The 26,580-nt window shown below is 61.8% G+C and carries 26 protein-coding genes; 14 read left to right on the top strand and 12 right to left on the bottom strand.

The features are described 5' to 3' along the window. Nucleotides 1-4: 4 nt before the first annotated feature. Genes mlaD through AD663_RS03810 form a run of 3 tightly spaced genes read right to left on the bottom strand, consistent with a single transcriptional unit; the run spans nucleotide 5 to nucleotide 2,078 of the window. Nucleotides 5-472 carry an outer membrane lipid asymmetry maintenance protein MlaD gene (mlaD, locus tag AD663_RS03820; RefSeq protein ID WP_003178020.1) on the bottom strand — a complete coding sequence of 156 codons (468 nt, stop codon included), beginning with the start codon at nucleotides 470-472 and terminating at the stop codon, nucleotides 5-7. Further along, on the bottom strand, nucleotides 472-1,269 hold the full coding sequence (gene mlaE, locus AD663_RS03815) for a lipid asymmetry maintenance ABC transporter permease subunit MlaE (protein WP_003178019.1): 798 nt from the start codon (nucleotides 1,267-1,269) through the stop codon (nucleotides 472-474). Before mlaE ends, mlaD begins: the two co-directional genes overlap by 1 nt. Further along, entirely contained in the window at nucleotides 1,269-2,078 is an 810-nt protein-coding gene (locus AD663_RS03810; RefSeq protein ID WP_003178018.1) for an ATP-binding cassette domain-containing protein, read from the bottom strand. The genes mlaE and AD663_RS03810 overlap by 1 nt, the downstream gene beginning before the upstream one ends. A 274-nt stretch (nucleotides 2,079-2,352) precedes the next feature. On the opposite strand from AD663_RS03810, the gene AD663_RS03805 reads away from it, so the two are divergent. The 10 genes from AD663_RS03805 to AD663_RS03760 all read left to right on the top strand — a co-directional run bounded on the left by AD663_RS03805 (nucleotide 2,353) and on the right by AD663_RS03760 (nucleotide 9,356). Then, entirely contained in the window at nucleotides 2,353-3,327 is a 975-nt protein-coding gene (locus AD663_RS03805; protein ID WP_003178016.1) for a KpsF/GutQ family sugar-phosphate isomerase, read from the top strand. After that, nucleotides 3,328-3,852, top strand: coding sequence for an HAD family hydrolase (locus AD663_RS03800; RefSeq protein ID WP_003178014.1), 525 nt, complete (start codon nucleotides 3,328-3,330; stop codon nucleotides 3,850-3,852). Nucleotides 3,853-3,859: 7 nt separating this feature from the next. Then, a complete protein-coding gene (gene lptC / locus AD663_RS03795) occupies nucleotides 3,860-4,429 on the top strand; it encodes an LPS export ABC transporter periplasmic protein LptC (protein ID WP_003178012.1) in 570 nt (189 codons plus the stop codon). Then, nucleotides 4,416-4,961 carry a lipopolysaccharide transport periplasmic protein LptA gene (lptA, locus tag AD663_RS03790; RefSeq protein WP_003178011.1) on the top strand — a complete coding sequence of 182 codons (546 nt, stop codon included), beginning with the start codon at nucleotides 4,416-4,418 and terminating at the stop codon, nucleotides 4,959-4,961. Before lptC ends, lptA begins: the two co-directional genes overlap by 14 nt. Beyond that, nucleotides 4,961-5,686: an LPS export ABC transporter ATP-binding protein gene (gene lptB, locus AD663_RS03785; RefSeq protein WP_003178009.1), complete on the top strand. Its 726-nt coding sequence runs from the start codon at nucleotides 4,961-4,963 to the stop codon at nucleotides 5,684-5,686. The genes lptA and lptB overlap by 1 nt, the downstream gene beginning before the upstream one ends. Before the next feature lie 163 nt (nucleotides 5,687-5,849). Continuing rightward, the gene (locus tag AD663_RS03780; protein ID WP_003178007.1) at nucleotides 5,850-7,343 is read left to right on the top strand and encodes an RNA polymerase factor sigma-54; all 1,494 of its coding nucleotides are present in this window, start codon (nucleotides 5,850-5,852) and stop codon (nucleotides 7,341-7,343) included. 76 nt (nucleotides 7,344-7,419) lie between these two features. Continuing rightward, nucleotides 7,420-7,728 (top strand): ribosome hibernation-promoting factor, HPF/YfiA family, encoded by a 309-nt coding sequence (gene hpf / locus AD663_RS03775; protein ID WP_003178005.1) that lies wholly within the window; start codon nucleotides 7,420-7,422, stop codon nucleotides 7,726-7,728. 12 nt (nucleotides 7,729-7,740) lie between these two features. Then, nucleotides 7,741-8,205 carry a PTS IIA-like nitrogen regulatory protein PtsN gene (gene ptsN / locus AD663_RS03770; protein WP_003178002.1) on the top strand — a complete coding sequence of 155 codons (465 nt, stop codon included), beginning with the start codon at nucleotides 7,741-7,743 and terminating at the stop codon, nucleotides 8,203-8,205. Nucleotides 8,206-8,207: 2 nt separating this feature from the next. Then, the gene (rapZ, locus tag AD663_RS03765; RefSeq protein ID WP_003178001.1) at nucleotides 8,208-9,065 is read left to right on the top strand and encodes an RNase adapter RapZ; all 858 of its coding nucleotides are present in this window, start codon (nucleotides 8,208-8,210) and stop codon (nucleotides 9,063-9,065) included. A gap of 15 nt (nucleotides 9,066-9,080) precedes the next feature. Continuing rightward, nucleotides 9,081-9,356 carry an HPr family phosphocarrier protein gene (locus tag AD663_RS03760; RefSeq protein ID WP_003177999.1) on the top strand — a complete coding sequence of 92 codons (276 nt, stop codon included), beginning with the start codon at nucleotides 9,081-9,083 and terminating at the stop codon, nucleotides 9,354-9,356. 206 nt (nucleotides 9,357-9,562) lie between these two features. On the opposite strand, the gene pmbA is transcribed toward AD663_RS03760, so the two are convergent. Next, on the bottom strand, nucleotides 9,563-10,909 hold the full coding sequence (pmbA, locus tag AD663_RS03755) for a metalloprotease PmbA (RefSeq protein ID WP_003177997.1): 1,347 nt from the start codon (nucleotides 10,907-10,909) through the stop codon (nucleotides 9,563-9,565). A 152-nt stretch (nucleotides 10,910-11,061) separates the two neighbouring features. On the opposite strand from pmbA, the gene yjgA reads away from it, so the two are divergent. Then, nucleotides 11,062-11,586: a ribosome biogenesis factor YjgA gene (gene yjgA, locus AD663_RS03750; RefSeq protein ID WP_003177995.1), complete on the top strand. Its 525-nt coding sequence runs from the start codon at nucleotides 11,062-11,064 to the stop codon at nucleotides 11,584-11,586. Between the two features lie 147 nt (nucleotides 11,587-11,733). Here yjgA and tldD read toward each other — a convergent pair whose 3' ends face one another. The 8 genes from tldD to mreB form a co-directional block, all read right to left on the bottom strand. Further along, complete coding sequence (gene tldD / locus AD663_RS03745; RefSeq protein WP_003177994.1) at nucleotides 11,734-13,176, bottom strand: metalloprotease TldD; 1,443 nt, start codon at nucleotides 13,174-13,176, stop codon at nucleotides 11,734-11,736. Between the two features lie 5 nt (nucleotides 13,177-13,181). After that, nucleotides 13,182-14,045, bottom strand: a complete 864-nt coding sequence (locus AD663_RS03740) for a carbon-nitrogen hydrolase family protein (protein ID WP_003177992.1) — start codon at nucleotides 14,043-14,045, stop codon at nucleotides 13,182-13,184. A 141-nt stretch (nucleotides 14,046-14,186) separates the two neighbouring features. After that, on the bottom strand, nucleotides 14,187-17,990 hold the full coding sequence (locus AD663_RS03735) for a YhdP family protein (protein ID WP_053213306.1): 3,804 nt from the start codon (nucleotides 17,988-17,990) through the stop codon (nucleotides 14,187-14,189). Nucleotides 17,991-18,050: 60 nt separating this feature from the next. After that, complete coding sequence (gene rng / locus AD663_RS03730; protein ID WP_003177988.1) at nucleotides 18,051-19,508, bottom strand: ribonuclease G; 1,458 nt, start codon at nucleotides 19,506-19,508, stop codon at nucleotides 18,051-18,053. A gap of 55 nt (nucleotides 19,509-19,563) precedes the next feature. Further along, complete coding sequence (locus AD663_RS03725; RefSeq protein WP_003177987.1) at nucleotides 19,564-20,163, bottom strand: nucleoside triphosphate pyrophosphatase; 600 nt, start codon at nucleotides 20,161-20,163, stop codon at nucleotides 19,564-19,566. 43 nt (nucleotides 20,164-20,206) lie between these two features. After that, nucleotides 20,207-20,695 carry a rod shape-determining protein MreD gene (mreD, locus tag AD663_RS03720; protein WP_003177985.1) on the bottom strand — a complete coding sequence of 163 codons (489 nt, stop codon included), beginning with the start codon at nucleotides 20,693-20,695 and terminating at the stop codon, nucleotides 20,207-20,209. Next, nucleotides 20,692-21,867, bottom strand: coding sequence for a rod shape-determining protein MreC (gene mreC, locus AD663_RS03715; RefSeq protein ID WP_083455095.1), 1,176 nt, complete (start codon nucleotides 21,865-21,867; stop codon nucleotides 20,692-20,694). Before mreC ends, mreD begins: the two co-directional genes overlap by 4 nt. A gap of 141 nt (nucleotides 21,868-22,008) precedes the next feature. Then, nucleotides 22,009-23,046, bottom strand: coding sequence for a rod shape-determining protein MreB (gene mreB / locus AD663_RS03710; protein WP_002555108.1), 1,038 nt, complete (start codon nucleotides 23,044-23,046; stop codon nucleotides 22,009-22,011). 214 nt (nucleotides 23,047-23,260) lie between these two features. On the opposite strand from mreB, the gene gatC reads away from it, so the two are divergent. From gatC to gatB, 3 genes are read left to right on the top strand one after another with little or no spacing between them, the layout of a single operon-like run. Next, on the top strand, nucleotides 23,261-23,548 hold the full coding sequence (gatC, locus tag AD663_RS03705; protein WP_020297123.1) for an Asp-tRNA(Asn)/Glu-tRNA(Gln) amidotransferase subunit GatC: 288 nt from the start codon (nucleotides 23,261-23,263) through the stop codon (nucleotides 23,546-23,548). A gap of 16 nt (nucleotides 23,549-23,564) precedes the next feature. Beyond that, entirely contained in the window at nucleotides 23,565-25,016 is a 1,452-nt protein-coding gene (gatA, locus tag AD663_RS03700; RefSeq protein WP_053213305.1) for an Asp-tRNA(Asn)/Glu-tRNA(Gln) amidotransferase subunit GatA, read from the top strand. Between the two features lie 10 nt (nucleotides 25,017-25,026). Continuing rightward, a complete protein-coding gene (gene gatB / locus AD663_RS03695; protein WP_003177978.1) occupies nucleotides 25,027-26,472 on the top strand; it encodes an Asp-tRNA(Asn)/Glu-tRNA(Gln) amidotransferase subunit GatB in 1,446 nt (481 codons plus the stop codon). The last annotated feature ends 108 nt before the right edge of the window (nucleotides 26,473-26,580 follow it).

Here is a 26,580-nt window from a genome sequence, read left to right as displayed (position 1 = left end):
CTCCTCATTTGGCGTCTTTGCTAACGGTATTGAGCAGGAATTTACCGATCAGGTCCTCAAGCACCAGCGATGACTGCGTGTCGTGGATCACCCCACCGTCCTTGAGCACGGTGTCTTCCCCACCCACGCTGATGCCGATGTATTTCTCACCCAGCAGCCCAGCCGTGAGGATAGATGCAGTGGAATCGGTTGGCAGGTTATCCACGCGCTTTTCCAACTGCAGCGTCACCCGACCGGTAAAGTCCTCGCGATTCAGATCGATTGCCGTGACCTTGCCGATAGTGACACCAGCCATCGTCACCTTGGCTCTGACCGTCAAACCGGCGATATTGTCGAAGTTGGCGTAAAGTTTATAAGTATCGGTGCTCGCGGTCGGCGCCAGTCCACTGACCCGCAGGGCCAGCAGCAGCAAAGCCAGGATGCCAGCCAGCAGGAAAAGGCCGACACCGATTTCCAGGGTGCGGTTTTGCATCAGAAATCTCCAAACATCAAGGCGGTCAGAATAAAGTCAAGGCCCAGGACCGCCAGCGAGGCGTATACCACGGTCTTGGTGGTGGCACGGCTGATCCCCTCTGACGTGGGCTCACAGTCATAGCCTTGAAACACGGCGATCCAGGTCACCACGAAGGCGAATACGGCACTCTTGATCACGCCATTGAGCACATCGTCGAGAAAGTCGACGCTGTTCTGCATGTTGGACCAGTAGGAGCCTTCATAGACCCCCAGCCAGTCGACGGCCACCCACGAGCCTCCCCAGATCCCGACGACGCTGAAGATCATCGCCAGCACCGGTAGGGAAATGAAACCGGCCCACAGGCGTGGGGCAACGATGTATTTAAGCGGGTCGACACCGATCATTTCCAGGCTGGACAACTGTTCGGTGGATTTCATGTTACCGATTTCGGCCGTCAGCGCCGAACCGGCACGCCCGGCGAACAGCAGCGCGGTGACCACGGGCCCGAGCTCACGCAACAGTGTCAGCGCAACCATCTGCCCGACCGCCTGCTCCGAACCGTAGCTGGACAAGATGCTGAAGCCCTGCAGCGCCAGCACCATGCCGATGAAAATCCCCGAGACGACGATGATCACCAGGGACATCACGCCCACCGAATGCAACTGCTTGACCAGCAGGCCAAAACCGCCACCGGTCGAGCTGCGCCCGAGCAATGCGTGCATCAGGAACAACGAGGAGCGGCCCAGCACCGCCACTACGTCGATGCCGGAACGGCCGAACAGACGAATTCTTTCCAACAATGATTTTTTGCGCATCAGCGCTTCCCCAACAGATCGGTACGGTAATCCGTGGCCGGAAAATGGAACGCCACCGGCCCGTCCGGATCACCCTTCATGAATTGGCGAATGCGCGGGTTGTCCGAATCCTGCAACTGCTGGGGCGTCCCCTGCCCCAGCACCTGGCCATCGCCGACTACGTAGATGTAGTCCGCGATGCTGGCGGTCTCGGCCAAGTCGTGGGATACCACGATGCTGGTGATGCCCAGCGCATCGTTGAGCAGGCGGATCAGGCGCACGAGTACGCCCATGGCGATCGGGTCCTGCCCGACGAAGGGTTCGTCGTACATGAGGATCTTCGGGTCGAGGGCGATCGCCCGCGCCAGTGCGACCCGACGCTTCATGCCACCGGACAACTCGTCCGGCATCAGGTCGATGGCGCCACGCAGCCCGACGGCCTGCAACTTGAGCAGCACGATGTCGCGGATCATCTCTTCCGGCAGGTCGGTATGCACCCGCAGGGGAAATGCCACGTTCTCGAACACGTCGAGGTCTGTGAACAGCGCACCGCTCTGGAACAGCACGCCCATGTGCTTGCGCGCATCGAAAAGGTCGCTACGCGACAGCTCGGGAAGATTCTGGCCATTGACCCAGACTTCGCCGGCGCTGGGCCGCAGTTGTGCGCCCATCAGGCGCAGCAGCGTGGTCTTGCCGCACCCGGAAGGCCCCATGATGCCGGTGACCTTGCCGCGTGGAATGCGAATATCGATGTCATTGAAGATGCTGCGCGTCCCTCGCTTGAAGGACAATCCCTTCAGCTCGACCGCGTAGGCGTTGTCGGCACTCATCTAAACTCCTTGCGATGCAGCCTCACATTCGAATGCCCTGGCCAGTCGACAGACGTCGATGACGCCGGGTACCCGAACCAGCGGCGAACTATATCACTGCAACCACCATGCGCCCAAGGCCCAAGCCCGTGCCCATTCAGTCCGCTCGCCAGTAAAAGGCCCACTTTATATCGACCTGACGGACCATTCGAACAAAGCATGACGAACTTACGTGAGGGAATTGTTCATTGCCGCTATAATCGCCGCCTTTTCATTGGGCTATACGATTTCTGACATGAGCCAATCCAGCGACCTGATTCAATCGGCACAACGTACCATCCGCCTCGAGCTCGAAGCCGTACAAGGCTTGCTGCCCCATATCGACGCTGATTTCGTACGCGCATGCGAGATGATTCTGGCCAGCAAGGGCCGCGTGGTCGTGGTCGGCATGGGCAAGTCCGGACATATCGGCAACAAGATCGCCGCCACCCTGGCGAGTACGGGCACCACGGCGTTTTTCGTCCATCCGGCCGAAGCCAGCCACGGCGACATGGGCATGATCACCCGGGACGACGTTATCCTGGCCCTGTCCAACTCAGGCTCAACCAATGAAATCATCACGTTGCTGCCGCTGATCAAACGCCTGGGCATCCAGTTGATCAGCATCACCGGCAATCCGGATTCCGCGCTGGCCAAGGCCGCCGAAGTGAATCTCAACGTTCATGTCGAGCATGAAGCGTGCCCGTTGAACCTGGCGCCGACTTCCTCCACCACCGCCGCCCTGGTGATGGGCGATGCCCTGGCCGTGGCCCTGCTGGAAGCCCGGGGGTTCACTGCCGAAGACTTCGCCTTCTCCCATCCCGGTGGCGCCCTGGGCCGTCGCCTGCTGCTGAAAGTCGAGAACGTGATGCATGCCGGCCAGGAGTTGCCATGGGTGCAGCGCGGCACGCTGCTCAAGGACGCGCTCATGGAAATGACCCGCAAGGGCCTGGGCATGACCGTGGTACTCGAAGCCGATGGCAAGCTCGCCGGGATCTTCACCGACGGCGACTTGCGCCGCACCTTGGACCGCACCATCGATATCCACAGTGCGACCATCGACCAGGTCATGACACCCCACGGCAAGACGGCCCGGCCCGAGATGCTCGCCGCCGAGGCCCTGAAAATCATGGAAGACCACAAGATCAACGCCCTGGTGGTCGTCGACGACGAAGACCGTCCGGTGGGCGCCCTGAACATGCACGACTTGCTGCGTGCGGGAGTCATGTAAATGAATGAAGACCTGTTGCAACGCGGCAAAGCCATCAAGCTGGCGGTATTCGACGTGGACGGCGTGCTGACCGACGGTCGCCTGTATTTCCTCGAGGATGGCAGCGAGTTCAAGACCTTCAACACCCTCGACGGCCAAGGCATCAAGATGCTGATGGCCGCCGGCGTGCAAACCGCTATCATCAGCGGCCGCAAGACTCCGGTAGTGGAGCGACGCGCGAAGAACCTCGGCATCCCGCACCTTTATCAGGGACGCGAGGACAAACTCGTGGTGCTGGACGAGCTTCTGGGTCAACTCAACCTAAGCTATGAACAAGTGGCGTACCTGGGTGACGACCTGCCAGACCTGCCGGTGATCCGCCGTGTCGGCCTGGGCATGGCGGTTGCCAACGCGGCCGGCTTCGTACGCGAACACGCCCACGGCATCACCACGGCGCGAGGCGGCGAAGGGGCGGCCCGCGAATTCTGTGAACTGATCCTGCGTGCCCAGGGCCGCCTCGAAGCGGCCAACGCCGCGTACCTGTGAGCCAATCATGCTAAGCAAAAAGATCCGCACCATCCTGGTGTTTGGCTGTATCGCGGCGATTTTCGCCGCGGTGGGCTACTGGAATATCAGCCCGGAACGGTTTCTCGACCAACCCGCGGTCCAGATCGAGGAAAAAATCGACTGGTACGCCACCAATACCCATACGCTGCAATACCTGCCTGACGGCAAAGTGCAGTATGAAATGACGTCCGACAAGGTCGACCACGTCAAGGCCACCGATATTACGCTGGTGACCAAGCCGGACCTGAACATGTTCCGCGGCACCGAGTTTCCGTGGCACGTGCAGAGCGAGCACGCCGAAGTCAATTCCGGCGGCACCGAAGTGGAACTGATCGACTCGGTACGCGTTGCCCGGACCGATGAGAAAAATCGCACGACCATCATCACCAGCACTCGCATGACCGTGTTCCCGCAGCAACAATATGCGCAGACCGAGCAACCCGTTAGAATCGACGGCGCCGGTGGTGTATCGACCGGCACGGGAATGAAGGCGTATTTGAAGGAAAGCAGGATACACCTGCTATCGAACGTAAGAGGACAGTATGAAGCTCGCTAAAACCCTCCCTATTTTGCTCAGTCTGGGCGCAGCACTGGGAAGCGCGAGCGCCTGGGCTCTTCCCACCGACCGCGACCAACCTATCCGCATCCAGGCCGACGACGCCCAACTGGACGACAAGAACGGCGTAGCCACCTATAAAGGTGACGTGATCATCACCCAGGGCTCGATGAAGGTCACCGGCAACACCGTGACCATTACCCGTACCCAGACCGGCGACATCGATGTGGTGACCTCGGTGGGCAACCTCGCCTATTTCGAGCAGTTGCAGACCGCTGGCGATACCAAGCCTGTGCAGGGTTATGGCGTGACCATCCAGTACCACGCCTCCCAGGACCGCGTTGTGCTGATCGACCGCGCCAAGGTCGTCGACAAAGACAACAACGTCACCCAGGGCGAGAAAATCGTCTACGACACCAACAAGAAACTCGCCAGCGCCGGTCGCGCCACCGGCAGCAAGGTGACCGAGCAGCGTCCGCGGATCGACATGGTGATCCAGCCTAAAAAGAAAACCGAGCAGAAGGCCCAGTAATGGCAACTCTGAAAGCTCAGCACCTGGCCAAGAGCTACAAGAGCCGCCAGGTCGTGCGCGACGTCAGCCTGTCCATCGAAAGCGGCCAGATCGTCGGCCTGCTCGGCCCTAACGGCGCGGGCAAGACCACCTGTTTCTACATGATCGTCGGGCTGGTCCAGGCCGATCAGGGTCGCGTACTGATCGACGACCTGGACGTCAGCCACCAGCCGATGCACGGCCGTGCGAAGGCCGGTATCGGCTATCTGCCGCAAGAAGCGTCGATCTTCCGCAAACTGTCGGTGGCCGACAACATCATGGCCATCCTCGAGACCCGCAAGGAACTCGACAAGGCCGGTCGTCGCCAGGAGCTGGAAAGCCTGCTGCAGGAATTCCACATCAGCCACATTCGGGACAACCTGGGCATGAGCCTGTCCGGCGGCGAACGCCGTCGCGTGGAAATCGCCCGCGCCCTGGCCACCGCACCGAAATTCATACTGCTCGACGAGCCGTTTGCCGGCGTGGACCCGATCTCGGTAGGTGACATCAAGCAGATCATCCACCACCTCAAGGCCAAGGGGATCGGCGTGCTGATCACCGACCACAACGTGCGCGAGACCCTGGATATCTGCGAAACCGCCTATATCGTCAATGATGGCCAACTGATCGCCGAAGGCGATTCCGCGGCCATCCTGGCCAATGACCTGGTCAAGGAAGTGTACTTGGGCCATGAGTTCCGCCTGTAAGCGCAAAGTGTCTGGCAAATCACCCGGGCGTCGCTAATTTATTATGGCGACGCCCTAGGCAAACACTTCAGTTTCAGGCATATAATTTGCTTAAGTTTGGCGCTTCGGCGCCCTGTAGTGGATGGCGCATGTGCGCCGGCGAATAAGGTGTTAAGCCCCTGCCATGAAACCATCGCTAGTCTTGAGAATGGGCCAGCAGCTGACGATGACACCGCAGCTGCAACAGGCCATCCGCCTGCTCCAATTGTCGACCCTGGACCTGCAACAGGAAATCCAGGAGGCGCTGGAGTCCAATCCGATGCTCGAACGCCAGGAAGAAGGCGACGATTTCGACAACACCGATCCGCTGGCCGACAACATCGAGCAGAAGAGCAACACGGAAATCCCGGAACCGTCCTACCAGGAAGCCGCCCCGACGGTGGATAACCTCGAGGATGGCGAATGGAACGAACGCATCCCCAACGACCTTCCGGTGGACACAGCCTGGGAAGATGTCTACCAGACCAGCGCCAGCAGCCTGCCGAGCAGCGATGACGACGAGTGGGACTTCACCACCCGCACATCCGCCGGCGAAAGCCTGCAAAGCCACCTGCTGTGGCAATTGAACCTGGCGCCGATGTCCGACACCGATCGCCTGATCGCCGTCACCCTGATCGATTGCATCAACAACCAGGGCTACCTGGACGAGACCCTCGAAGAGATCCTCGAAGCCTTCGATCCTGAGCTGGACATCGAGCTGGACGAAATCGAGGCTGTCCTGCATCGCATCCAGCAGTTCGAACCGGCCGGCATCGGCGCTCGCAACCTGGGCGAATGCCTGCTGCTGCAATTGCGCCAGCTATCTGTCAAGACGCCTTGGCTGGCCGAAGCCAAGCGGCTGGTCACCGACTACATCGACCTGCTCGGCGGTCGCGACTACAGCCAACTGATGCGCCGCATGAAGCTCAAGGAAGATGAGCTGCGCCAGGTCATCGAGCTGGTCCAGAGCCTCAACCCGCGCCCCGGCTCGCAGATCGAATCCACCGAACCCGAATACGTGGTGCCCGACGTGATCGTGCGCAAGCACAACGACCGCTGGCTGGTGGAGCTGAACCAGGAATCGGTGCCCAAGCTGCGGGTCAACGCCCAGTACGCCGGTTTCGTTCGACGCGCCGACACCAGCGCCGACAACACCTTCATGCGCAACCAGTTGCAGGAAGCGCGCTGGTTCATCAAGAGCCTGCAAAGCCGTAACGAAACCCTGATGAAAGTGGCCACCCAGATCGTCGAGCACCAGCGCGGCTTCCTGGAGTATGGCGACGAAGCGATGAAACCGTTGGTCCTGCATGACATTGCCGAAGCAGTGGGCATGCACGAGTCGACGATTTCCCGGGTAACCACGCAGAAATTCATGCATACCCCACGGGGCATCTATGAATTGAAATACTTTTTCTCCAGCCACGTCAGCACCTCCGAAGGCGGCGAATGCTCGTCCACGGCCATCCGCGCGATCATCAAAAAACTGGTGGCCGCGGAAAATCAGAAAAAGCCGTTGAGTGACAGCAAGATCGCTGGTTTACTGGAGGCACAAGGCATTCAGGTGGCCCGCCGTACCGTCGCCAAATACCGCGAGTCCCTCGGGATCGCACCTTCGAGCGAACGCAAGCGGTTGATGTAACAGGCCACGCCACAGCGTTCCAGTGGCAGGCATTTCTGCCTGCCGCTTTATGCACTGGCAACGAAGGAGAAGCTGTATGCAAGTCAACATCAGTGGACACCAACTGGAAGTGACCGAACCCCTGCGCACCTACATCGGCGAAAAACTCGACCGTTTGGAGAGGCATTTCGACAAGATCACCAACGTGCAAGTCACGATGAACGTCGAGAAGCTGCTGCAGAAAATCGAAGCCACGTTGCATATTCCCGGCGGAGAGGTGGTTGCCAACGCGGAGCACACAGACATGTATGCCGCAATTGACCTGCTGACCGACAAGCTGGATCGCCAACTCAAAAAGCATAAGGAAAAGACCCAGAGCCTCCTTCAGGGCGCAACCGGTCGTTAACCCCCCCAATCCATGATCCGACTAGAATCCATCCTGACCCCCGGCCGTTCCATGGTGAACGCGCCGGGTGGCAGTAAAAAGAAAGCCCTCGAACAAATCGCCAACCTGATCCACCGCGAAGTGCCGGATCTGGAAATGCAGGACGTCTTCGAGGCCCTGGTTGCCCGTGAAAAACTCGGTTCCACCGGTTTTGGCAACGGCATCGCCATTCCTCACTGCCGCCTCAAGGGCTGTGCCGCGCCAATCAGCGCACTGTTGCACCTTGAAGCCGCCATAGATTTCGACGCCATCGACGGCGCACCGGTCGACCTGCTGTTCGTATTGCTGGTTCCGGAAGCGGCGACCGATGCGCATCTTGAGCTGCTGCGCCAGATCGCCAGCATGCTGGACCGCAAGGAAGTGCGCGAAAAACTGCGCAGCGCACCGAGCAACGAAGCCTTGTATCAGGTAGTCCTGGACGAGCAGAACGGTCATTAACAATGCGCATGATCATCGTCAGTGGCCGCTCCGGCTCCGGTAAAAGCACGGCCCTCAACGTGCTTGAGGACAGTGGCTACTATTGCATCGATAACCTGCCCGCCGGCCTGCTGCCGGAACTGGCCGAGCGCGCCCTGATCCATACCGAGCTGGCGCAGCCGCTGGTGGCTGTCTCCATCGATGCGCGCAACCTGCCAAGCCATTTGTCGCGGTTTCCCGAGCTGCTGGAAGAAGTGCGCAGCCGGCACATCCAATGCGATGTGCTTTATCTGGACGCCGATGAAGAAACACTGCTCAAGCGCTTCTCCGAAACCCGCCGGCGTCACCCACTGAGCAATGCCAATCGCTCCCTGGCCGAAGCCATCGACGACGAAAGCCAATTGCTCGGGCCCATCGCCGACCTTGCGGACCTGAAGGTCAACACCACGCACCTGAACCTGTATCAATTGCGCGACACGATCAAGTTGCGCCTGCTGAACCAGCCGGAGCCGGGCACGGCATTCTTGGTGGAGTCGTTCGGGTTCAAGCGCGGCATGCCGGTAGACGCCGACCTGGTGTTCGATGTGCGCTGCCTGCCCAATCCCTACTGGAAGCCGGAATTGCGCGAGCAGTCCGGGCTCGACCAGCCGGTGATCGACTACCTGGCCGCACAGCCGGATGTCGAGGAGATGTACCAGGATATTTCCAGCTACCTGCTCAAATGGCTGCCTCGCTTTGCCGCGAGCAACCGCGCCTATGTCACCATTGCCATCGGCTGTACCGGTGGCCATCACCGCTCTGTCTACCTGACCGAACGCCTGGGTCAGCTCCTGCAACAATCCCTGAAGAATGTCCAGGTTCGCCACCGCGACCTCAGCTAAAGGATTCACATCGCGATGCCTGCTCGGGAAATTGAAATCATCAACAAGCTGGGCCTGCATGCCCGGGCATCGGCCAAGTTCGTTGGCGTAGCGGGCAAGTTCCCGGAGACCAAGATAAGGGTTGGGCGCAGCCCTGAGAGCCTGATCGATGGCAAAAGCATCATGGCGATGATGATGCTCGCGGCCGGAAAAGGCACCAAGATCCATCTCGAAACCGAAGGCGAACAGGCCCAGGAGGCGCTGGATGCCCTGGTGGCGCTGATCAACAACTATTTCGACGAGGGCGAATAGCCCCCACCGCGGCGAGGGAGCTTGCTCCCGCTGGTCTGCGAAGCAGACCCCGTCTATCAGGGCCTTCATGTCTTTCGCTGTTGTTGAGATTCTTGCGGCTGCTGCGCAGCCGAGCGGGAGCAAGCTCCCTCGCCACAGGGGTTCCTCAAACATAAAAAAAGCGCGTCACCCGCTAGGATGACGCGCCTTTTAACCGCGATTCAACGTCAGCTACCCGCCACCGTCATTCGCTCGATCAGCACCGAACCGGTGCGGATGTTGCTGCGCAGCTCCAAGTCGTTGCCCACGGCCACGATCTGCTTGAACATGTCGCGCATGTTGCCAGCGATGGTCACTTCCTGGACCGGGAACTGGATTTCGCCGTTCTCGACCCAGAATCCCGCCGCACCACGGGAATAGTCACCAGTGACCATGTTCAGACCATGGCCCATCAGTTCGGTCACCAGCAGGCCTCGCCCCATCCGCCGCAGCAAAGCGGCCTGGTCTTCCTCGCCATGGGTCACGAACAGATTATGTACGCCGCCAGCGTTGGCGGTACTCGGCATGCCGAGCTTGCGGCCCGAATAAGTGCCCAGGATGTAGGACACCAGCTCGCCGTTTTCCACGAACGGCTTGGCATAGGTCGCCAGGCCGTCACCGTCGAACGCAGAGCTGCCCATGGCCTGCATCAGGTGCGGACGTTCGTCGATGGTCATCCATTCCGGAAACAGTTTCTGGCCCAGCGCACCTTCCAGAAACGACGATTTGCGGTACAGGTTGCCACCGGACACCGCCGACAGGAAGCTGCCGAACAGCCCACCGGCCAACTCGGCGGAAAACAGCACAGGCACTTCACAAGTCGGCACCGGCCGTGCGCCCAGGCGGCTGGCCGCCCGCTGCGCAGCTTTCACACCGATGCTCACCGGATCCGCCAGCAGCGTGCCCTGGCGACTCACGTCGTACCAATAATCGCGCTGCATCTGGCCGTTGGCCTCGGCGATCATCACGCAGCTGAGGCTGTGGCGGGTCGACGCATAACCGCCAATGAACCCATGGCTATTGCCATAGACGCGGCAGCCCTGGTGGGTATTGAGGGTGGTGCCGTCGGCGTTCTTGATCCGACTGTCAGCCTCGAACGCCGCCGCTTCGCAACGCAGTGCCTGCTCAATGGCCTGCTCGGGAGTGATGTCCCAGGCGTGGAACAGGTCGAAGTCGCGCAGTTCCTTGCACATCAGCGCGGCATCGGCCAGGCCTGAGGCCTCGTCTTCCGAGGTGTGCTTGGCAATTGCCAGTGCCGCAGCGACGGTTTCGCGGATCGCATCCGGGCCGCTGGCCGACGTGCTGGCCGAACCCTTGCGCTGACCCACGTACAAGGTGATACCGAAACCCTGGTCGCGATTGAATTCGACGGTTTCCACCTCACGCTGGCGCACCGACGTCGACAGGCCCTGCTCGAGGGACACTGCCACTTCACACGCGCTGGCGCCCTGGCGCTTGGCCTGCGCAAGGATCTGCTCGACTTGTTCCTGCAGTGCCGGCAATGCTTGCGGGCCGACGCTCTGAACTGCACTCATGGTGTTCTCCACTCAAATTCTATTTTCGGGCCGGGTTTGCATGCACGGTGCCTACGCAACTTTGCGTACAAACCCGAGGCCTTCGAGCGACCGGGCCGGACAAGCGGCCCCCGACTGGTTATCATGGCGGCGTTTCTTTGCGGACTGCCACCATGGTTGATTCTTACGACGACTCCCTCTACGAGGGTGAAAAAAGCAAATCCCAGGTCAAACGCGAGCTGCATGCTCTGGTTGACCTCGGCGAGCGCCTGACAACACTCAAGCCTGACTTGCTGGCCAAACTGCCCTTGACCGACGCCTTGCGCCGGGCCCTGGCCGATGCGCCCAAGCACACCGCGAATATCGCGCGTAAACGGCACCTGCAGTTCATCGGCAAGCTGATGCGCGATCAGGACACTGACGCCATTCTGGTTCTGCTCGATCAACTCGATGCCTCCACCCGGCAGTACAACGAACGTTTCCACAACCTGGAACGCTGGCGCGATCGCTTGATCGCAGGCGATGACGGCACCCTGGAAAAATTCGTCATCGACTACCCGGAGGCCGATCGCCAGCAATTGCGCTCCCTGATCCGTCAGGCCCAGCACGAAGTGGCGCAGAACAAGCCGCCGGCCTCGAGCCGTAAAATCTTCAAGTACATCCGTGAGCTGGACGAAACCCAACGCGGCCTGCGCTGATCGTTCACTGGCTCATCACTCCCTTGCCAGGGTAGCAATGACCGTGGCGAGGGAGCTTGCTCCCGCTCGGTTGCGCAGCGACCGCATTGGGGCTACTGCGTAGCCCAGCGGGAGCAAGCTCCCTCGCCACGGGGCCCCTGAATATTTTCACGCGCCCGTGCCACCCACGGTAATCGCGTCGATCTTCAAGGTCGGCTGGCCGACACCCACCGGCACCGATTGCCCGTCCTTGCCACACGTCCCTACGCCGCTGTCCAAACTCAAATCGTTGCCGACCATCGATACCTTGCTCATCGCCTCCGGTCCGTTGCCGATCAGGGTCGCGCCCTTGACCGGGGCGGTGATCTTGCCGTCTTCGATCAGGTAGGCCTCGCTGGTGGAGAACACGAATTTGCCGCTGGTGATGTCCACTTGGCCACCGCCGAGGTTGGCGCAATAGATGCCCCTTTTCACCGAAGCGATGATTTCCGCAGGGTCGCTCTGGCCACCCAGCATGTAGGTGTTGGTCATGCGCGGCATCGGCAGGTGCGCGTAGGATTCGCGGCGGCCATTGCCGGTACGGGCCACGCCCATCAGCCGGGCGTTGAGCTTGTCCTGCATGTAGCCCTTGAGCACGCCGTTCTCGATCAGCGTGGTGCATTCGGTTGGAGTGCCCTCGTCGTCGACGCTCAAGGAGCCGCGGCGCCCGGCCAGGGTGCCGTCATCGACGATGGTGCAGAGTTTCGAGGCGACCATTTCGCCCATGCGTCCGCTGTAGGCCGAACTGCCCTTGCGGTTGAAGTCTCCTTCCAGGCCATGGCCCACCGCTTCATGCAGGAGTACACCGGACCAGCCGGAGCCCAGCACCACCGGCAGCGTACCCGCCGGGGCCGGGATAGCTTCGAGGTTGACCAGCGCCTGGCGCAGCGCTTCGCGGGCGTAGCCCATGGCGCGGTCTTCAGTGAGGAAATAGCGGTAATCGGTGCGTCCACCGCCACCATGGCCGCCACGTTCGCGACGGCCATTCTGTTCGACGATCACGCTGACGTTGAATCGCACCAACGGTCGCACGTCCGCCGCCAGGCCGCCATCGGTGGACGCCACCAGGATGCGCTCCCAGACCCCGGCCATGCTCACCGAGACTTGCTGGATACGGGGGTCGAGGGCACGGGTGGCGACGTCGATGCGCTTGAGCAATTCGACCTTTTCCGCGCGGCTCATGACTTCCAGGGGGTTATCCGGCGCGTACAACTGCGCCACGTCCTGGCTGCTGAAGGCCTGGACCGTGCCGTTCTGCCCGGCCCGGGAGATCGAGCGGGCCGCACGGGCAGCAGCGCCCAAGGCTTCGAGGGTGATGGCGTTGCTATAGGCAAAACCGGTCTTTTCACCGGACTGGGCCCGTACGCCCACACCTTGGTCGAGGTTGAAACTGCCTTCCTTGACGATGCCGTCTTCCAGCGACCAGGACTCGGAAATCTGCCCCTGGAAATACAGGTCGGCAGCGTCGATGCCCGGACCGGCCAGGTCGCCCAGTACGCCTTGCAGGCTTTCCAGGGTGACGCCGCCGGGGGCAAGAAGGTGTTCACTGACTGAGGACAACAACCCGCTCATATGTTTTACGCCTTGAATTCGTCGTCTTGGACAGGCCGCTGTCGAGCGCCCTGCGAGAAAAAGCGCCGATGGCTGGCCACCGGCATGCGCGCCCGGATGGACGCTTGTTCGCTGCTGTCGCGCTCGGCCACCAGCACAGCCTCGCCTTGATCCTGTTGCGCCAGCACGCGGCCCCAGGGGTCGACAATCGCGGCATGGCCAAAGGTTTCCCGTGGCCCCGGATGCAACCCACCTTGGGCCGCCGCCAGCACATAACACTGGGTTTCGATGGCCCGGGCGCGAATCAGCACGTCCCAATGCGCCGCGCCGGTGACCGCCGTAAACGCCGAGGGCGCCGTGATCAACTCGGCCCCGGCCGCCCGCAGTTCGCTGTACAGCTCCGGGAAACGCAAGTCATAGCAGACCGTCAGGCCAACCTTTCCTACCGGGGTGTCGGCGACCACCACATTGCCGCCATAAGCATAGTCATCAGACTCGCGATAGCGCCCGCGATTGTCCGCCACGTCTACGTCGAACAGGTGCAGCTTGTCATAGCGCGCCACGACTTGGCCTCGATCGTCGATCAACAACGAACAGGCGTGGACCTTGGCTTCGGGTCGCTCCACCGGCGGCAGCGGCAGCGTGCCGGCCACAATCCATAAGTTGAGGTCGCGGGCGGCCTGTTTCAACCAGGGCAGGATCGGTCCCTGACCAAAGGCTTCGGCGCGACCGATGTCGGCGATGTCCCGCCGCCCCATGGCGGCAAAATTTTCAGGCAACACCGCCAACCGCGCGCCGCCAGCCGCCGCCTGTTCCAGCAGCACGCGGGCACGGGCCAGGTTGGCGAGCACGTCGCTCTGGCTGACCATTTGAATCACTGCGAGTGGCATGGTGCTTCCCTCACTTTTTGCTTCATCTGCCCCTGTGGGAGCGGGCTTGCTCGCGAAGGCAGTGTGTCTGTCACATAAGTGCTGAATGTGCTGACGCATTCGCGAGCAAGCCCGCTCCCACGGGGGGACTGGCGCCAGCCTTCAGAACGGCTTGTCGAAGGTGATCTTCGGCTCCTTCCATGGCCCCTTGACGTCATATTTTACGCTGGCAAAGCGCGCCACGCGGTCGCCGATCAGTTTATCGATCAGGAACAGTGCCCCACCCACCGCCGGTGCACCAACGATCAACGCGGCGATGGGCAGGTTGTTGGTCACCGGTAATGTCACCAGCAGCTTGGCGTCAACCCGGTCGGCCACCATGTCCAGCGTTCCGTTGAGTTCCAGGTTGCTCGACGGCCCTGTCAGGGTAATCGGTTCACGGGTCACGTACACCCCTTCGCTCGCCACCAGCAACCCCTTGACCCGATCGTAGCTCAGGCCCTTGCCGAACAAATCGGAGAAATCCAGGCGCAGGCGTCGGCCGATGGAGTTGAAGTTCAGCAGGCCGAACACCCGCAACGCCTGGGCGCTGCCTTCGACTTCGACGAACTGCCCCTTGCTCAGCGAGGCATCGAGGCTACCTGAGAATCGTTTGGTGGCGACCCAGGCCGGCGAACCGGGCCAGCGCCCATCGACATCCAGGCGGAATTCCTGGCTGGTCACGCTTGGCGCAAACCCCCAGCCCTTGAGCACATCGGCGAGGTTCTTGCCGCTGATGCGCCCCTTGTACCAACTGTTGGTGGACCCGGGCGTACCTTCCCAGCCGCCGCTGCCGTTCAACACCATGCCCTTGAGGCCCATGTCCAGATTGTTCAGCGTAATGCCCTTGGCCGTGGGTCGTACTTTCAACGACCACGCACCGATGAGATCGGGTCCCTGGAACAACTGGTCAATGGCGATATCCATGGCCGGGATCTTACCGGGATCGACCGATGCCAGCGGGTCCGGCGCATTCTCATCCGCCTGGACCGTAGGATCCGCAGCTGGCAGGCGAACATAGTCGAGCTTGATGCCGATCGGCGCAGCCTTGGCGTCTGGCAGGCTGACGCTGCCCTTGGCTTGCTGGCTGTCGAGCCGCATGCCCCAGGCGTCCGGCTTGCGATCAAGTTGCACCGACGCCTGGTCCAGGGTCGTGCCCATGGCGGTGAGCTTGCCAATGGTCAAATCGACACTGTTGAGCAACTGCTTGGCACTGCCGCCCGGGTCTTGGCCGGCATACTTGTTCACCAGGTCCTGCCAGGGACTGACGTCCAGTTCCGAGAGCGTACCGCGCAAGCGCAGGCCCTTGGCCCCAGGCAGGACCGCATCGCCGATGCCCAGCAACAATTCGCCACGCCCATCGGCAATGTTTTCACTCGGCGCGGCGTAAGTGAAATTGGCCAGGTCGCCATAATTGACCCAAAAGCGTCGCTCCGGCCCTTGCAGGGTCATGCGCAACGTTGTGTCGCGACCGACATCGGCCGCCATGCCGAACGGCGCGGGCAGGTCAACGGCAACGCCCTTGAGGTTGGAATTCACCGACAACTGGCTGTCGGCGCCATTGAGGACCACTTGAAGCTGGTAAGGCACCACCCCGGAAACCGGCAACGGCTGCGTGACGTTCAGCCAACTGGTGAGTTTCTTGATCTCGATCTGCCCTGAAGCCGTGACCCGTGTGTTAAGCGCTCCGGCGCGGCCCTCGGCAAAAATCTGTGCGGTCACGGGTCGGTCGAATGCCCGGGCGCTGATGCCCTTGCCGCTGAGCCCCTTGCTGCTGTCGAAACGCAAATCGCCTTTGAGCTGGGTCAGTTCCAGCGCCGGTTCGCTGAGTTTGAGCCGGGCCTTGTCGACGGCGAAGTCCACCAGGATCTTCGGTTGTTCGCCTTTGACCAGCGGGATGTCGAGCTTCAGGCTGCCTTGCAGATCGCCCTCGCCTTCCCAACCGGCGAACGTCTCGGCCGTGCCGATCGGTGCCGTCTGGAGAATCTTCAGGCCGTCGCCCAGTCCTCCGCTGAAGCCACCGTCCAACAGCAGGTGCGAGCTCTGTCCGCTGGGTACGTGGGGGATGTTCACCGACACATCCTTGACCTGGGTATCGAGCAATTGCCCTTGGCTGGCAAAGATGCGCACGCCGCTGTCTTCGACGAAAACGTCACCGCTGACCTTGCTGACCGAAGGCCAGCCTGGCTGGAACGCCAGTTCAGCGTCATGCACCTTGAAGAACAGGCTGATGCTGCGCGCCGCATCCTCGGCACCGTGGTTGAGCGAGCCCTGGTATTGGAAAAAACCTTGGTCTACCGCGCCCTTGACGATTGCCGTGCGCAACCACTCGTCCAGCGCCGGGCTGAGGACCGCCGGCAGGTATTTGCCGGTGTAGCGCCCGTCGCCGTCTACCAGGCCGACCCGCAGGTCCATGTAGTCTTCCTGGCTGTGGTCCAGATGCAGGCGAATCAGGAAGTCACCGGCAATCCGGCCCTCCTCGCCCAGCACCTTCAGGTACGGCGCGATCAAGGTGAAACTTTGCTTGTCCAGCTTCCAGGTCAGCCGGGCGTTGGCTTGCTGGTACTGCCACGGTTTGGCGAAGATCGGGTCCAGGTGCAGGGAAAAATCCTTGCTGTCCATGCGCAGCTCGCCGCCGCCGAGGTCGCCGCTCAGGCTCCCGGATACGTTACGGGCAGCCGGAGCGCCGTGATAGGCGTCAAAGCCCACGGTGTCCAGGTTGGTGGCGAAACTGACTTTCTGGTCCCCGGTGTTCTGCGGCCGGTAATCCACCAGCACGTTGCGCAGGCCACCGGTCACCTTCAGGCGGTCGATGGTCGTCGCCAGTCCCTCGGGCAGCGGCGCCAGGGCATTGAGCAGCGGGGTGAGCGGGGTCAGGTCGAGGCGGTCGGCCTCCAGGTGCCAGCGCTCTTCGGCCTTGTCCGTGGCGTTGCTCTGTTGCAATTGCAGACGCGATTCCCAACGGGTCTCGCCCAGATTCATCGCGAGGGAGTCGAGGGTCGCGGTGAAGCCTTGGCTGCTGCGCTGGAAATAGCCGTTGAGGGCCAGATTGTGGATGTCTACCGGTTTGCGCTCGGCGTACGCGCCTTGGAGCTGCGGCGCGTTCAACCGCACGGCCGCGCTTTGCACCGTGCCTTCGCCCCAACTCAGCCACAGCTCGCCGCCGGCCTTGATCCGGGAAGGATTCCATTGTTGAGTCAGGCGTTTCGGCAGCCATTTCGCCCAGTCGCTTTGCGGCAGGCTCAGATAGGCATCGGCCTCGCCATTTTTCCAGTCGCTGGCGCGAATGCGGGTGCGCAGGTTGATCGCCACGGGTTGGCCGTCGGGCAGGGTCAGGCGTGCGTCCAGGCGCTGGCGGGTAGCGCCGGTGCGCAGGCTCAAGCCAACATAGGTGAGGGTCAGCGGCGGTTGTTCGAGGGGCTGCAAGGTCACTTGGCTATCGAGCACCGACAGCCTGGACACCACTTGCATGCGATCGAACAGTTGCTGCGGATCGAAGGGACGGTCGTCCTGCACCGGCAAACCTTCCAGGACCCATTTACCATCCGCGCCCTCCTTGAGACTGATCTTCAGGCCGCTGACTTCCAAGTTGGCGATGCGCACCTGGCGCGCCAGCAAGCTGGCCCAGAGGTCAGGCACCGCGCGGACCTGGTCCAGGTGCAAGGCATTGGTCCCTTCGCCCACTACCACGTCGCGCGCCGCCAGTACCGGTGCCAGGGCGCTCCAGCTCCCGTCGAGGCCGCCGATGTGCACGGGCATGCCCAAGGCTGCGCCGGCTCGTGTCTCGACCTCGGCGCGATACTCGGCCACCAGTGGAACCAACTCGCGTCCGAGACTGACATACAACGCCAGCAACACCAGCAGCAGCGCGCACAGGCTCAGCCCCCAGCGGGTCAGCACAGCCAAAATGCGTGTCAGACGCTCCATGTCACTGGGCTCCCCTGGCAAAAATAATCAAATCAGCGGTCCCGCCGCTTCCCAGGCCCTTCAGAGCAACACCACGTCATATTGTTCCTGCGAATACATGGTTTCTACCTGGAAGCGAATCGTGCGGCCGATAAAGGCTTCCAGCTCCGCGACGTTGCCGGACTCCTCATCGAGCAGCCGATCCACCACTTTCTGGTTCGCCAACACTCTATAACCGGTGGCTTGGTAGGCGCGCGCTTCCCGGAGGATTTCCCGGAAGATTTCGTAACACACGGTTTCCGGGGTCTTCAGCTTGCCCCGCCCCTGGCAACTGCTGCAGGGCTCGCACAGCACCTGCTCGAGGCTCTCGCGGGTGCGCTTGCGGGTCATCTGCACCAGGCCCAACTCGGTAATGCCGATGATGTTGGTCTTGGCGTGGTCGCGCTCGAGCTGCTTCTCCAGGGTGCGCAGCACCTGGCGCTGATGTTCTTCATCCTCCATGTCGATGAAGTCGATGATGATGATCCCACCCAGGTTGCGCAGGCGCAGTTGGCGGGCAATGGCGGTCGCCGCTTCCAGGTTGGTCTTGAAGATGGTTTCTTCCAGGTTGCGATGGCCGACAAACGCCCCGGTGTTAACGTCGATGGTGCTCATGGCTTCGGCCGGATCGACCACCAGGTAACCGCCGGACTTGAGCGGCACCTTGCGTTCCAGGGCTTTCTGGATTTCGTCCTCGACGCCGTAGAGGTCGAAAATCGGCCGTTCGCCCGGGTAATGTTCGAGGCGGTCGGCGATTTCCGGCATCAGCTCGGCCACGAACTGCGTGGTCTTCTGGAAGGTTTCCCGGGAATCGATGCGGATCTTCTCGATCTTGGGGCTGACCAGATCCCGCAGCGTGCGCAGCGCCAGGCCCAGGTCTTCGTAGATCACGCTGGGCGTGGCGATGGTCTTGATCTGCGCGGCGATCTGATCCCAGAGCCTGCGCAGGTAGCGGATATCCATGAGGATTTCATCGGCCCCGGCCCCTTCGGCGGCAGTGCGCAGGATGAACCCACCGGCTTCCTTGATGCCTTCTTTTTCCACGCAGTCGCTGACGACCTGCTTGAGACGTTCACGTTCGCCTTCGTCTTCGATCTTCAGCGAAATGCCGACATGTGCGGTACGCGGCATGTACACCAGGTAGCGCGACGGAATCGACAATTGCGTGGTCAGCCGCGCGCCCTTGGAGCCGATCGGATCCTTGGTGACCTGCACCACCAGGCTCTGGCCTTCGTGCACCAGCGCGCTGATGCTCTCCACTGCCGGGCCTTCGCGCATGGAGATTTCCGACGCGTGGATGAATGCCGCGCGGTCCAGGCCGATGTCGACGAAAGCCGCCTGCATGCCCGGCAACACCCGCACCACCTTGCCTTTGTAGATATTGCCGACAATGCCACGCTTTTGCGTGCGCTCGACGTGAACCTCTTGCAGCACACCGTTTTCAACCACCGCCACGCGCGATTCCATCGGCGTGATGTTGATCAGGATCTCTTCACTCATGGCAGGGTCTCGTTCAGGCATATTCACGATTATGGCCGCATCAGTCAGACGGCGCTCAGCGCGCGTTCAAGGTTTGCCAACAGGGTATGCCGAAATGGCCCAACAACTCGCAGGTTTCGCACAGTGGCAGGCCGACCACGGCTGAATAACTGCCTTCCAGCCCGGCGACGAACACTGCCCCCAACCCCTGGATGCCGTAGCCGCCGGCCTTGTCCCGGGGTTCGCCGCTGGCCCAGTAGGCCGCCGCTTCCCGCTCGGTGATGGCCCGAAAGCGCACCCGACTGCGGACCACATGGGATTCGCAACGCTGCCCGTCCAGTACGGCAATGGCAGTCAACACTTCATGCTCGCGACCGGACAGGCGCAGGAGCATCGACAAGGAGTCGGCCTGGTCCAGGGGTTTGCCCAGGATCCGCCCATCCAGCACCACCGCCGTGTCAGCGCCCAATACGCAGCCGTCCACGCCGTCTTCTTGCAAGGAGCGTTGCCCAGCCTCGGCCTTGCCGCGCGCCAAGCGCTCGACATAGGCCGATGGGGTTTCATCTTTCAGGGGAGTTTCGTCGATGTCCGCGCTGATGGCGGTAAAGGCTACGCCGATCTGCGTGAGCAGCTCACGGCGACGCGGCGAGCCTGAGGCGAGGTAAAGCGGTTTCATCAAGACATCTCCCTTTCAAGGTGCGGGCCAATGCCTGACCAAATCAGTTGATTTTGAAACGCAGGCGCAAGCCCCGTAGGCCGAAGCTGATCCAGGGCCAGAGCAAAGCACTGACCAGGGCTGGCAAGACCAGCGCCAGGGTCGGCTGGCGATTGCCGGTCAGCGCGCTGAGCCACAGCTGCACCAGTTGCGCCAGGCCGAAAATCACCAGGATGACCAGGCATTGCTGCCACATGGGAAACATGCGCAGGCGCTGCTGCAACGACAGCACCAGGAAGGTGATCAGCGTCAGGATCAACGCGTTCTGCCCCAGCAGCGTGCCGTAGAGCACGTCTTCGGCCAGGCCCAGGCACCAGGCGGTGACCATGCCGACCTTGTGCGGCAGGGCCAACGCCCAAAATGCGAGCAACAAGGCCAGCCACAGCGGGCGCAGGATCTCCATGAACTGCGGTAGCGGCGAAACGCTGAGCAGCAGGCCGATGGCGAAGGTCAGCCAGACCATCCAGCCGTTACCGGATTGGGTACTGCTCATTCTTCTCGTGCTCCCCTGGAGGCCGGCGCGGCAGCCGGCGTGGAGACGGGCGGCTTGGCTGCGGGCTTGGCGGGCTGGGCCGCTGGCGCGTGGGCCGAAGGCCGGGTGGATGTCGTGGCGGGTACAGCGGGCGCGACAGCCGGCGCATGACCGGAAGGCCTGGCCGGTGTAGGTGCAGTGGGTGCGGCAGTCGGTGTCGTTGCCGGGGCCGTCGCGGCCGGTGCAGGGGCTGCCGGTTTCGGCACGATGGCGGGCACTGGCGCCGGTGTGCCGGAAGCAGCTGGCTCGCCGCCCTGGCGGTCCTGTGCTTCCTGGGCTACGGCGGCGTCGTTGGCGCGTTCTTCCGGCGTGCGATTGTCGCTGAACACCAACAGCAGGTAGCGGCTGCGATTCAGCGCGGCCGTCGGCACCGCTCGCACGATGGCAAAAGGCTGGCCGGAATCATGAATGACTTCCTTGACCGTCGCCACCGGATAACCGGCCGGGAAGCGCTGGCCAAGACCGGAGCTGACCAGCAGGTCGCCTTCCTTGATGTCGGCGGTATCGGCTACGTGCCGCAATTCCAGGCGTTCCGGGTTGCCGGTGCCGCTGGCAATGGCGCGCAGGCCGTTGCGATTGACCTGCACCGGGATGCTATGGGTGGTATCGGTCAGCAACAGCACGCGGGACGTGTACGGCATCAACTCCACGACCTGGCCCATCAGGCCCCGGGCATCGAGCACCGGCTGGCCGAGGACGACGCCGTCGCGCTCACCCTTGTTGATGAGGATGCGATGGGTAAACGGATTGGGGTCCATGCCGATCAATTCGGCCACTTCGACCTTTTCGTTGACCAGCGCAGAAGAGTTGAGCAACTCGCGCAGCCGTACGTTCTGCTCGGTGAGGGCCGCCAGCTTCTGCATGCGCCCCTGCAACAGCAGGTTTTCGGTCTTGAGTTTTTCGTTTTCGGCGACCAGTTCGGTCCGGCTGCCAAACTGACTGGCCACACCTTGCCACAAACGCTGGGGCAGGTCGGTGATCCAATAGGATTCCATTAACACCAGCGACATCTGGCTGCGCACAGGCTTGAGCAGCGTAAAACGGGCATCGACCACCATCAGCGCAACCGATAGCACGGCCAGCACCAGCAGGCGCACACCCAATGAGGGGCCTTTGGCGAAAAGCGGTTTAATAGGCCGCTCCTCCCAGGCAAATGTTCTCTTTATTCATACGGCATCAAACCGGCCTGGATACGAATGACAGAAGATAAACGCCAACGGGCAGCACTGCAAAGTGCTGCCCGGGAGCGAACAACATAGACCATCCAGCAAGACTTATTCGCTGGAGAGCAGGTCCATGGTGTGCTTGTCCATCATTTCCAATGCACGGCCACCGCCGCGAGCAACGCAGGTCAACGGGTCTTCGGCCACGATCACCGGCAGGCCGGTTTCCTGGGCCAGCAGCTTGTCGAGGTCACGCAGCAGCGCGCCACCACCGGTCAGCACCAGGCCGCGCTCAGCGATGTCCGAGGCCAACTCCGGCGGCGACTGCTCCAGGGCGCTCTTGACCGCTTGCACGATGGTCGCCAGCGACTCTTGCAGCGCTTCGAGCACTTCGTTGGAATTGAGGGTGAAGGCACGTGGAACGCCTTCGGCCAGGTTGCGGCCGCGGACGTCGACTTCGCGCACTTCACCGCCCGGGTAGGCAGTGCCGATTTCCTGCTTGATGCGTTCGGCGGTGGATTCGCCGATCAGGCTGCCGTAGTTGCGACGCACGTAGGTAATGATCGCTTCGTCGAAACGGTCGCCGCCCACACGTACGGATTCGGCATAGACCACACCGTTGAGGGAGATCAGTGCGATTTCGGTGGTACCACCGCCGATATCGACAACCATCGAGCCGCGGGCTTCTTCCACCGGCAGGCCGGCACCGATGGCAGCTGCCATTGGCTCTTCGATCAGGAATACTTCGCGGGCACCGGCACCGAGGGCCGATTCACGGATGGCGCGACGCTCCACCTGGGTGGATTTGCATGGCACGCAGATCAGCACGCGAGGGCTGGGCTGCAGGAAGCTGTTTTCGTGAACCTTGTTGATGAAGTACTGCAGCATCTTTTCGCAGACGCTGAAGTCGGCGATCACGCCGTCCTTCATGGGACGAATGGCCGCGATGTTGCCCGGTGTACGGCCCAGCATGCGCTTGGCTTCCGTACCGACAGCCACGACACTTTTCTGGTTACCGTGGGTGCGGATGGCCACGACCGAGGGTTCATTCAGGACGATACCGCGCTCGCGCACGTAAATAAGGGTGTTGGCAGTGCCCAGGTCAATGGAAAGATCGCTGGAAAACATGCCACGCAGTTTCTTGAACATGGGAAAGGGACCCTAGGCAACGCGTGGGTAAAAAAGTGCGGCAAACTCTAACAACGACAGGGATTTTGGGCAAGGCGCCAATATGTTAAATTGACCGCTTTTCTGCGCACCAAACCCTACAATCGCGGCCAAAAGACCGTAGAACTGCGGTAGTGTTCCGACAATCTAACACACGGACAGACTACGTCCGTTTTGTTTTCCACTGGAGAATCCCATGGCGCTTGAACGCTCCGACGTGGAAAAAATCGCTCATCTGGCCTGTCTGGGCCTCAATGAAGCCGATCTTCCACACATCACTTCTGCCCTGAACAGCATTCTGGGGCTGGTCGACGAGATGCAGGCGGTCGATACCGACGGTATCGAGCCTCTGGCCCACCCACTGGAAGCCAGCCAGCGCCTGCGCGCCGACGTCGTGACCGAATCCAATCACCGCGAGGCCTACCAGTCCATCGCACCAGCGGTCGAAAACGGCCTGTACCTGGTTCCGAAAGTCATCGACTAAAGGGAAAGAGCCTCTCATGCATCACATGACCCTGGCCGAGATCGCCCGCGGACTCGCCGATAAAAAGTTTTCTTCCGAAGAGCTGACCCAGGTCCTGCTGGCGCGCATCGCCCAGCTCGATCCGCAGCTCAACAGTTTCATCAGCCTCACCCCGGAGCTGGCCCTGAGCCAGGCCAAGGCCGCCGACGCCCGGCGCGCCAACGGTGAGAGCGGCGCCCTGCTCGGCGCACCGATCGCCCACAAGGATCTGTTCTGCACCCAGGGCATCCGCACCAGTTGCGGCTCGAAGATGCTCGACAACTTCAAGGCCCCGTACGACGCCACCGTGGTTGCCAAGCTGGCCGCCGCCGGTGGCGTGACCCTGGGCAAGACCAACATGGACGAATTCGCCATGGGCTCGGCCAACGAGTCGAGCTACTACGGCGCAGTGAAGAACCCGTGGAACCTGGAGCACGTACCGGGCGGCTCGTCCGGCGGTTCCGCTGCCGCCGTGGCCGCGCGCCTGCTGCCGGCCGCCACCGCCACCGACACCGGCGGCTCGATTCGCCAGCCGGCGGCGTTCACCAACCTCACCGGTTTGAAGCCGACCTACGGTCGCGTCTCGCGCTGGGGCATGATCGCCTACGCCTCCAGCCTCGACCAGGGCGGCCCGCTGGCCCGCACCGCCGAAGACTGCGCGCTCCTGCTGCAAGGCATGGCTGGCTTCGACCCGAACGATTCCACCAGCATCGATGAACCGGTGCCGGACTACAGCGCCAGCCTCAACGGCTCGCTGCAAGGCCTGCGCATCGGCGTGCCGAAGGAATATTTCGGTGCCGGTCTCGACCCGCGCATCGCCGACCTGATCCACAACAGCATCAAGGAATTGGAAAAGCTCGGTGCGGTGGTCAAGGAAATCAGCCTGCCGAACATGCAGCACGCGATTCCTGCGTACTACGTGATCGCCCCGGCCGAAGCATCTTCCAACCTGTCGCGTTTCGACGGCGTGCGTTTCGGCCATCGCTGCGAGAACCCGGAAAACCTGATCGACCTGTACAAGCGCTCCCGTGGCGAAGGCTTCGGCGCCGAAGTGCAGCGCCGGATCATGGTCGGTGCCTACGCGCTGTCCGCCGGCTACTACGATGCCTACTACCTCAAGGCGCAGAAAATCCGTCGCCTGGTGAAAAACGACTTCATGGCTGCCTTCAACGAAGTCGACATCATCCTCGGCCCGACCACGCCGAATCCGGCGTGGAAACTCGGCGCCAAGAACAGCGATCCGGTCGCTGCGTACCTGGAAGACGTCTACACCATCACCGCCAACCTCGCCGGTTTGCCGGGGCTGTCCATGCCGGCCGGTTTCGTCGACGGCCTGCCGGTGGGCGTACAGCTGCTCGCGCCGTACTTCCAGGAAGGCCGCCTGCTCAATGTGGCGCACCAGTACCAGCAGAACACTGACTGGCACACCCGCACCCCAACCGGCTTCTGAGGAGAAACACATGCAATGGGAAGTCGTGATCGGGCTGGAGATTCACACCCAGCTCACCACCCGGTCGAAAATATTTTCCGGTAGCTCCACCACGTTCGGCTCCGAGCCGAACACCCAGGCCAGCCTGGTAGACCTGGGCATGCCAGGCGTGCTGCCGGTGCTCAACGCCGAAGCGGTGCGCATGGCGGTGATGTTCGGCCTGGCGATCGACGCCGAGATCGGCCAGCACAACGTGTTCGCCCGCAAGAACTACTTCTACCCGGACCTGCCCAAGGGCTACCAGATCAGCCAGATGGAACTGCCGATCGTCGGCAAGGGCCACTTGGACATCGCCCTGGAAGACGGCACGGTCAAGCGCGTCGGCATTACCCGTGCGCACCTGGAAGAAGACGCCGGCAAGAGCCTGCACGAAGAATTCAACGGCGCCACCGGCATCGACCTGAACCGCGCTGGCACGCCGCTGCTGGAAATCGTCTCTGAACCGGACATGCGCAGCGCCAAGGAAGCCGTGGCCTACGTCAAGGCGATCCATGCGTTGGTGCGTTACCTGGGCATCTGCGACGGCAACATGGCCGAAGGCTCGCTGCGCTGCGACTGCAACGTGTCGATCCGGCCCAAGGGCCAGGTTGAGTTCGGCACCCGCTGTGAGATCAAGAACGTCAACTCGTTCCGCTTCATCGAAAAAGCGATCAACAGCGAGATCCAGCGCCAGATCGAACTGATCGAGGACGGTGGCAAGGTCATCCAGCAGACCCGCCTGTACGACCCGAACAAGGACGAGACCCGTCCGATGCGCAGCAAGGAAGAAGCCAACGACTACCGTTACTTCCCCGACCCGGACCTGTTGCCGGTGGTTATCGAAAACTCGTTCCTCGACGACGTACGCACCACCCTGCCGGAGCTACCGCCGCAGAAACGCGAGCGTTTCCAAGCGCAGTTCGGCCTGTCGAGCTATGACGCCAACGTCCTGGCCACCAGCCGCGAGCAGGCCGATTACTTCGAGAAAGTCGTAAGCATCGGCGGCGACGCCAAGCTGGCGGCCAACTGGGTGATGGTTGAATTGGGCAGCCTGCTGAACAAGCAGGGCCTGGAGATCGACGAGTCGCCGGTGTCGGCCGAGCAATTGGGCGGCATGCTCCTGCGCATCAAGGACAACACCATCTCCGGCAAGATCGCCAAAATGGTCTTCGAAGCGATGGCCAATGGTGAAGGCAGCGCCGACGAGATCATCGAAAAGCGCGGCTTGAAGCAAGTCACCGACACGGGTGCGATCAGCGCCGTGCTCGATGAAATGCTCGCAGCCAACGCCGAGCAGGTCGAACAGTACCGGGCGGCAGACGAAGCCAAGCGCGGCAAGATGTTCGGCTTCTTCGTCGGCCAGGCCATGAAAGCCTCCAAGGGCAAGGCCAACCCGCAACAGGTCAACGAATTGCTTAAAAGCAAGCTCGAGGGCTGATGGACATGGAGCCAGTCTTTGAATCTGGCTCATTCCCCTGTGGGAGCGGGCTTGCTCGCGAAGACGTCATCGGATGCAACATTGATGTTGAATTTGATGGCCCCTTCG

This window comes from Pseudomonas sp. Q12-87, assembly GCF_001269755.1.
Lineage (GTDB): Bacteria > Pseudomonadota > Gammaproteobacteria > Pseudomonadales > Pseudomonadaceae > Aquipseudomonas > Aquipseudomonas fluorescens_S.
This window is presented reverse-complemented; position numbering and strand designations above follow the sequence as displayed.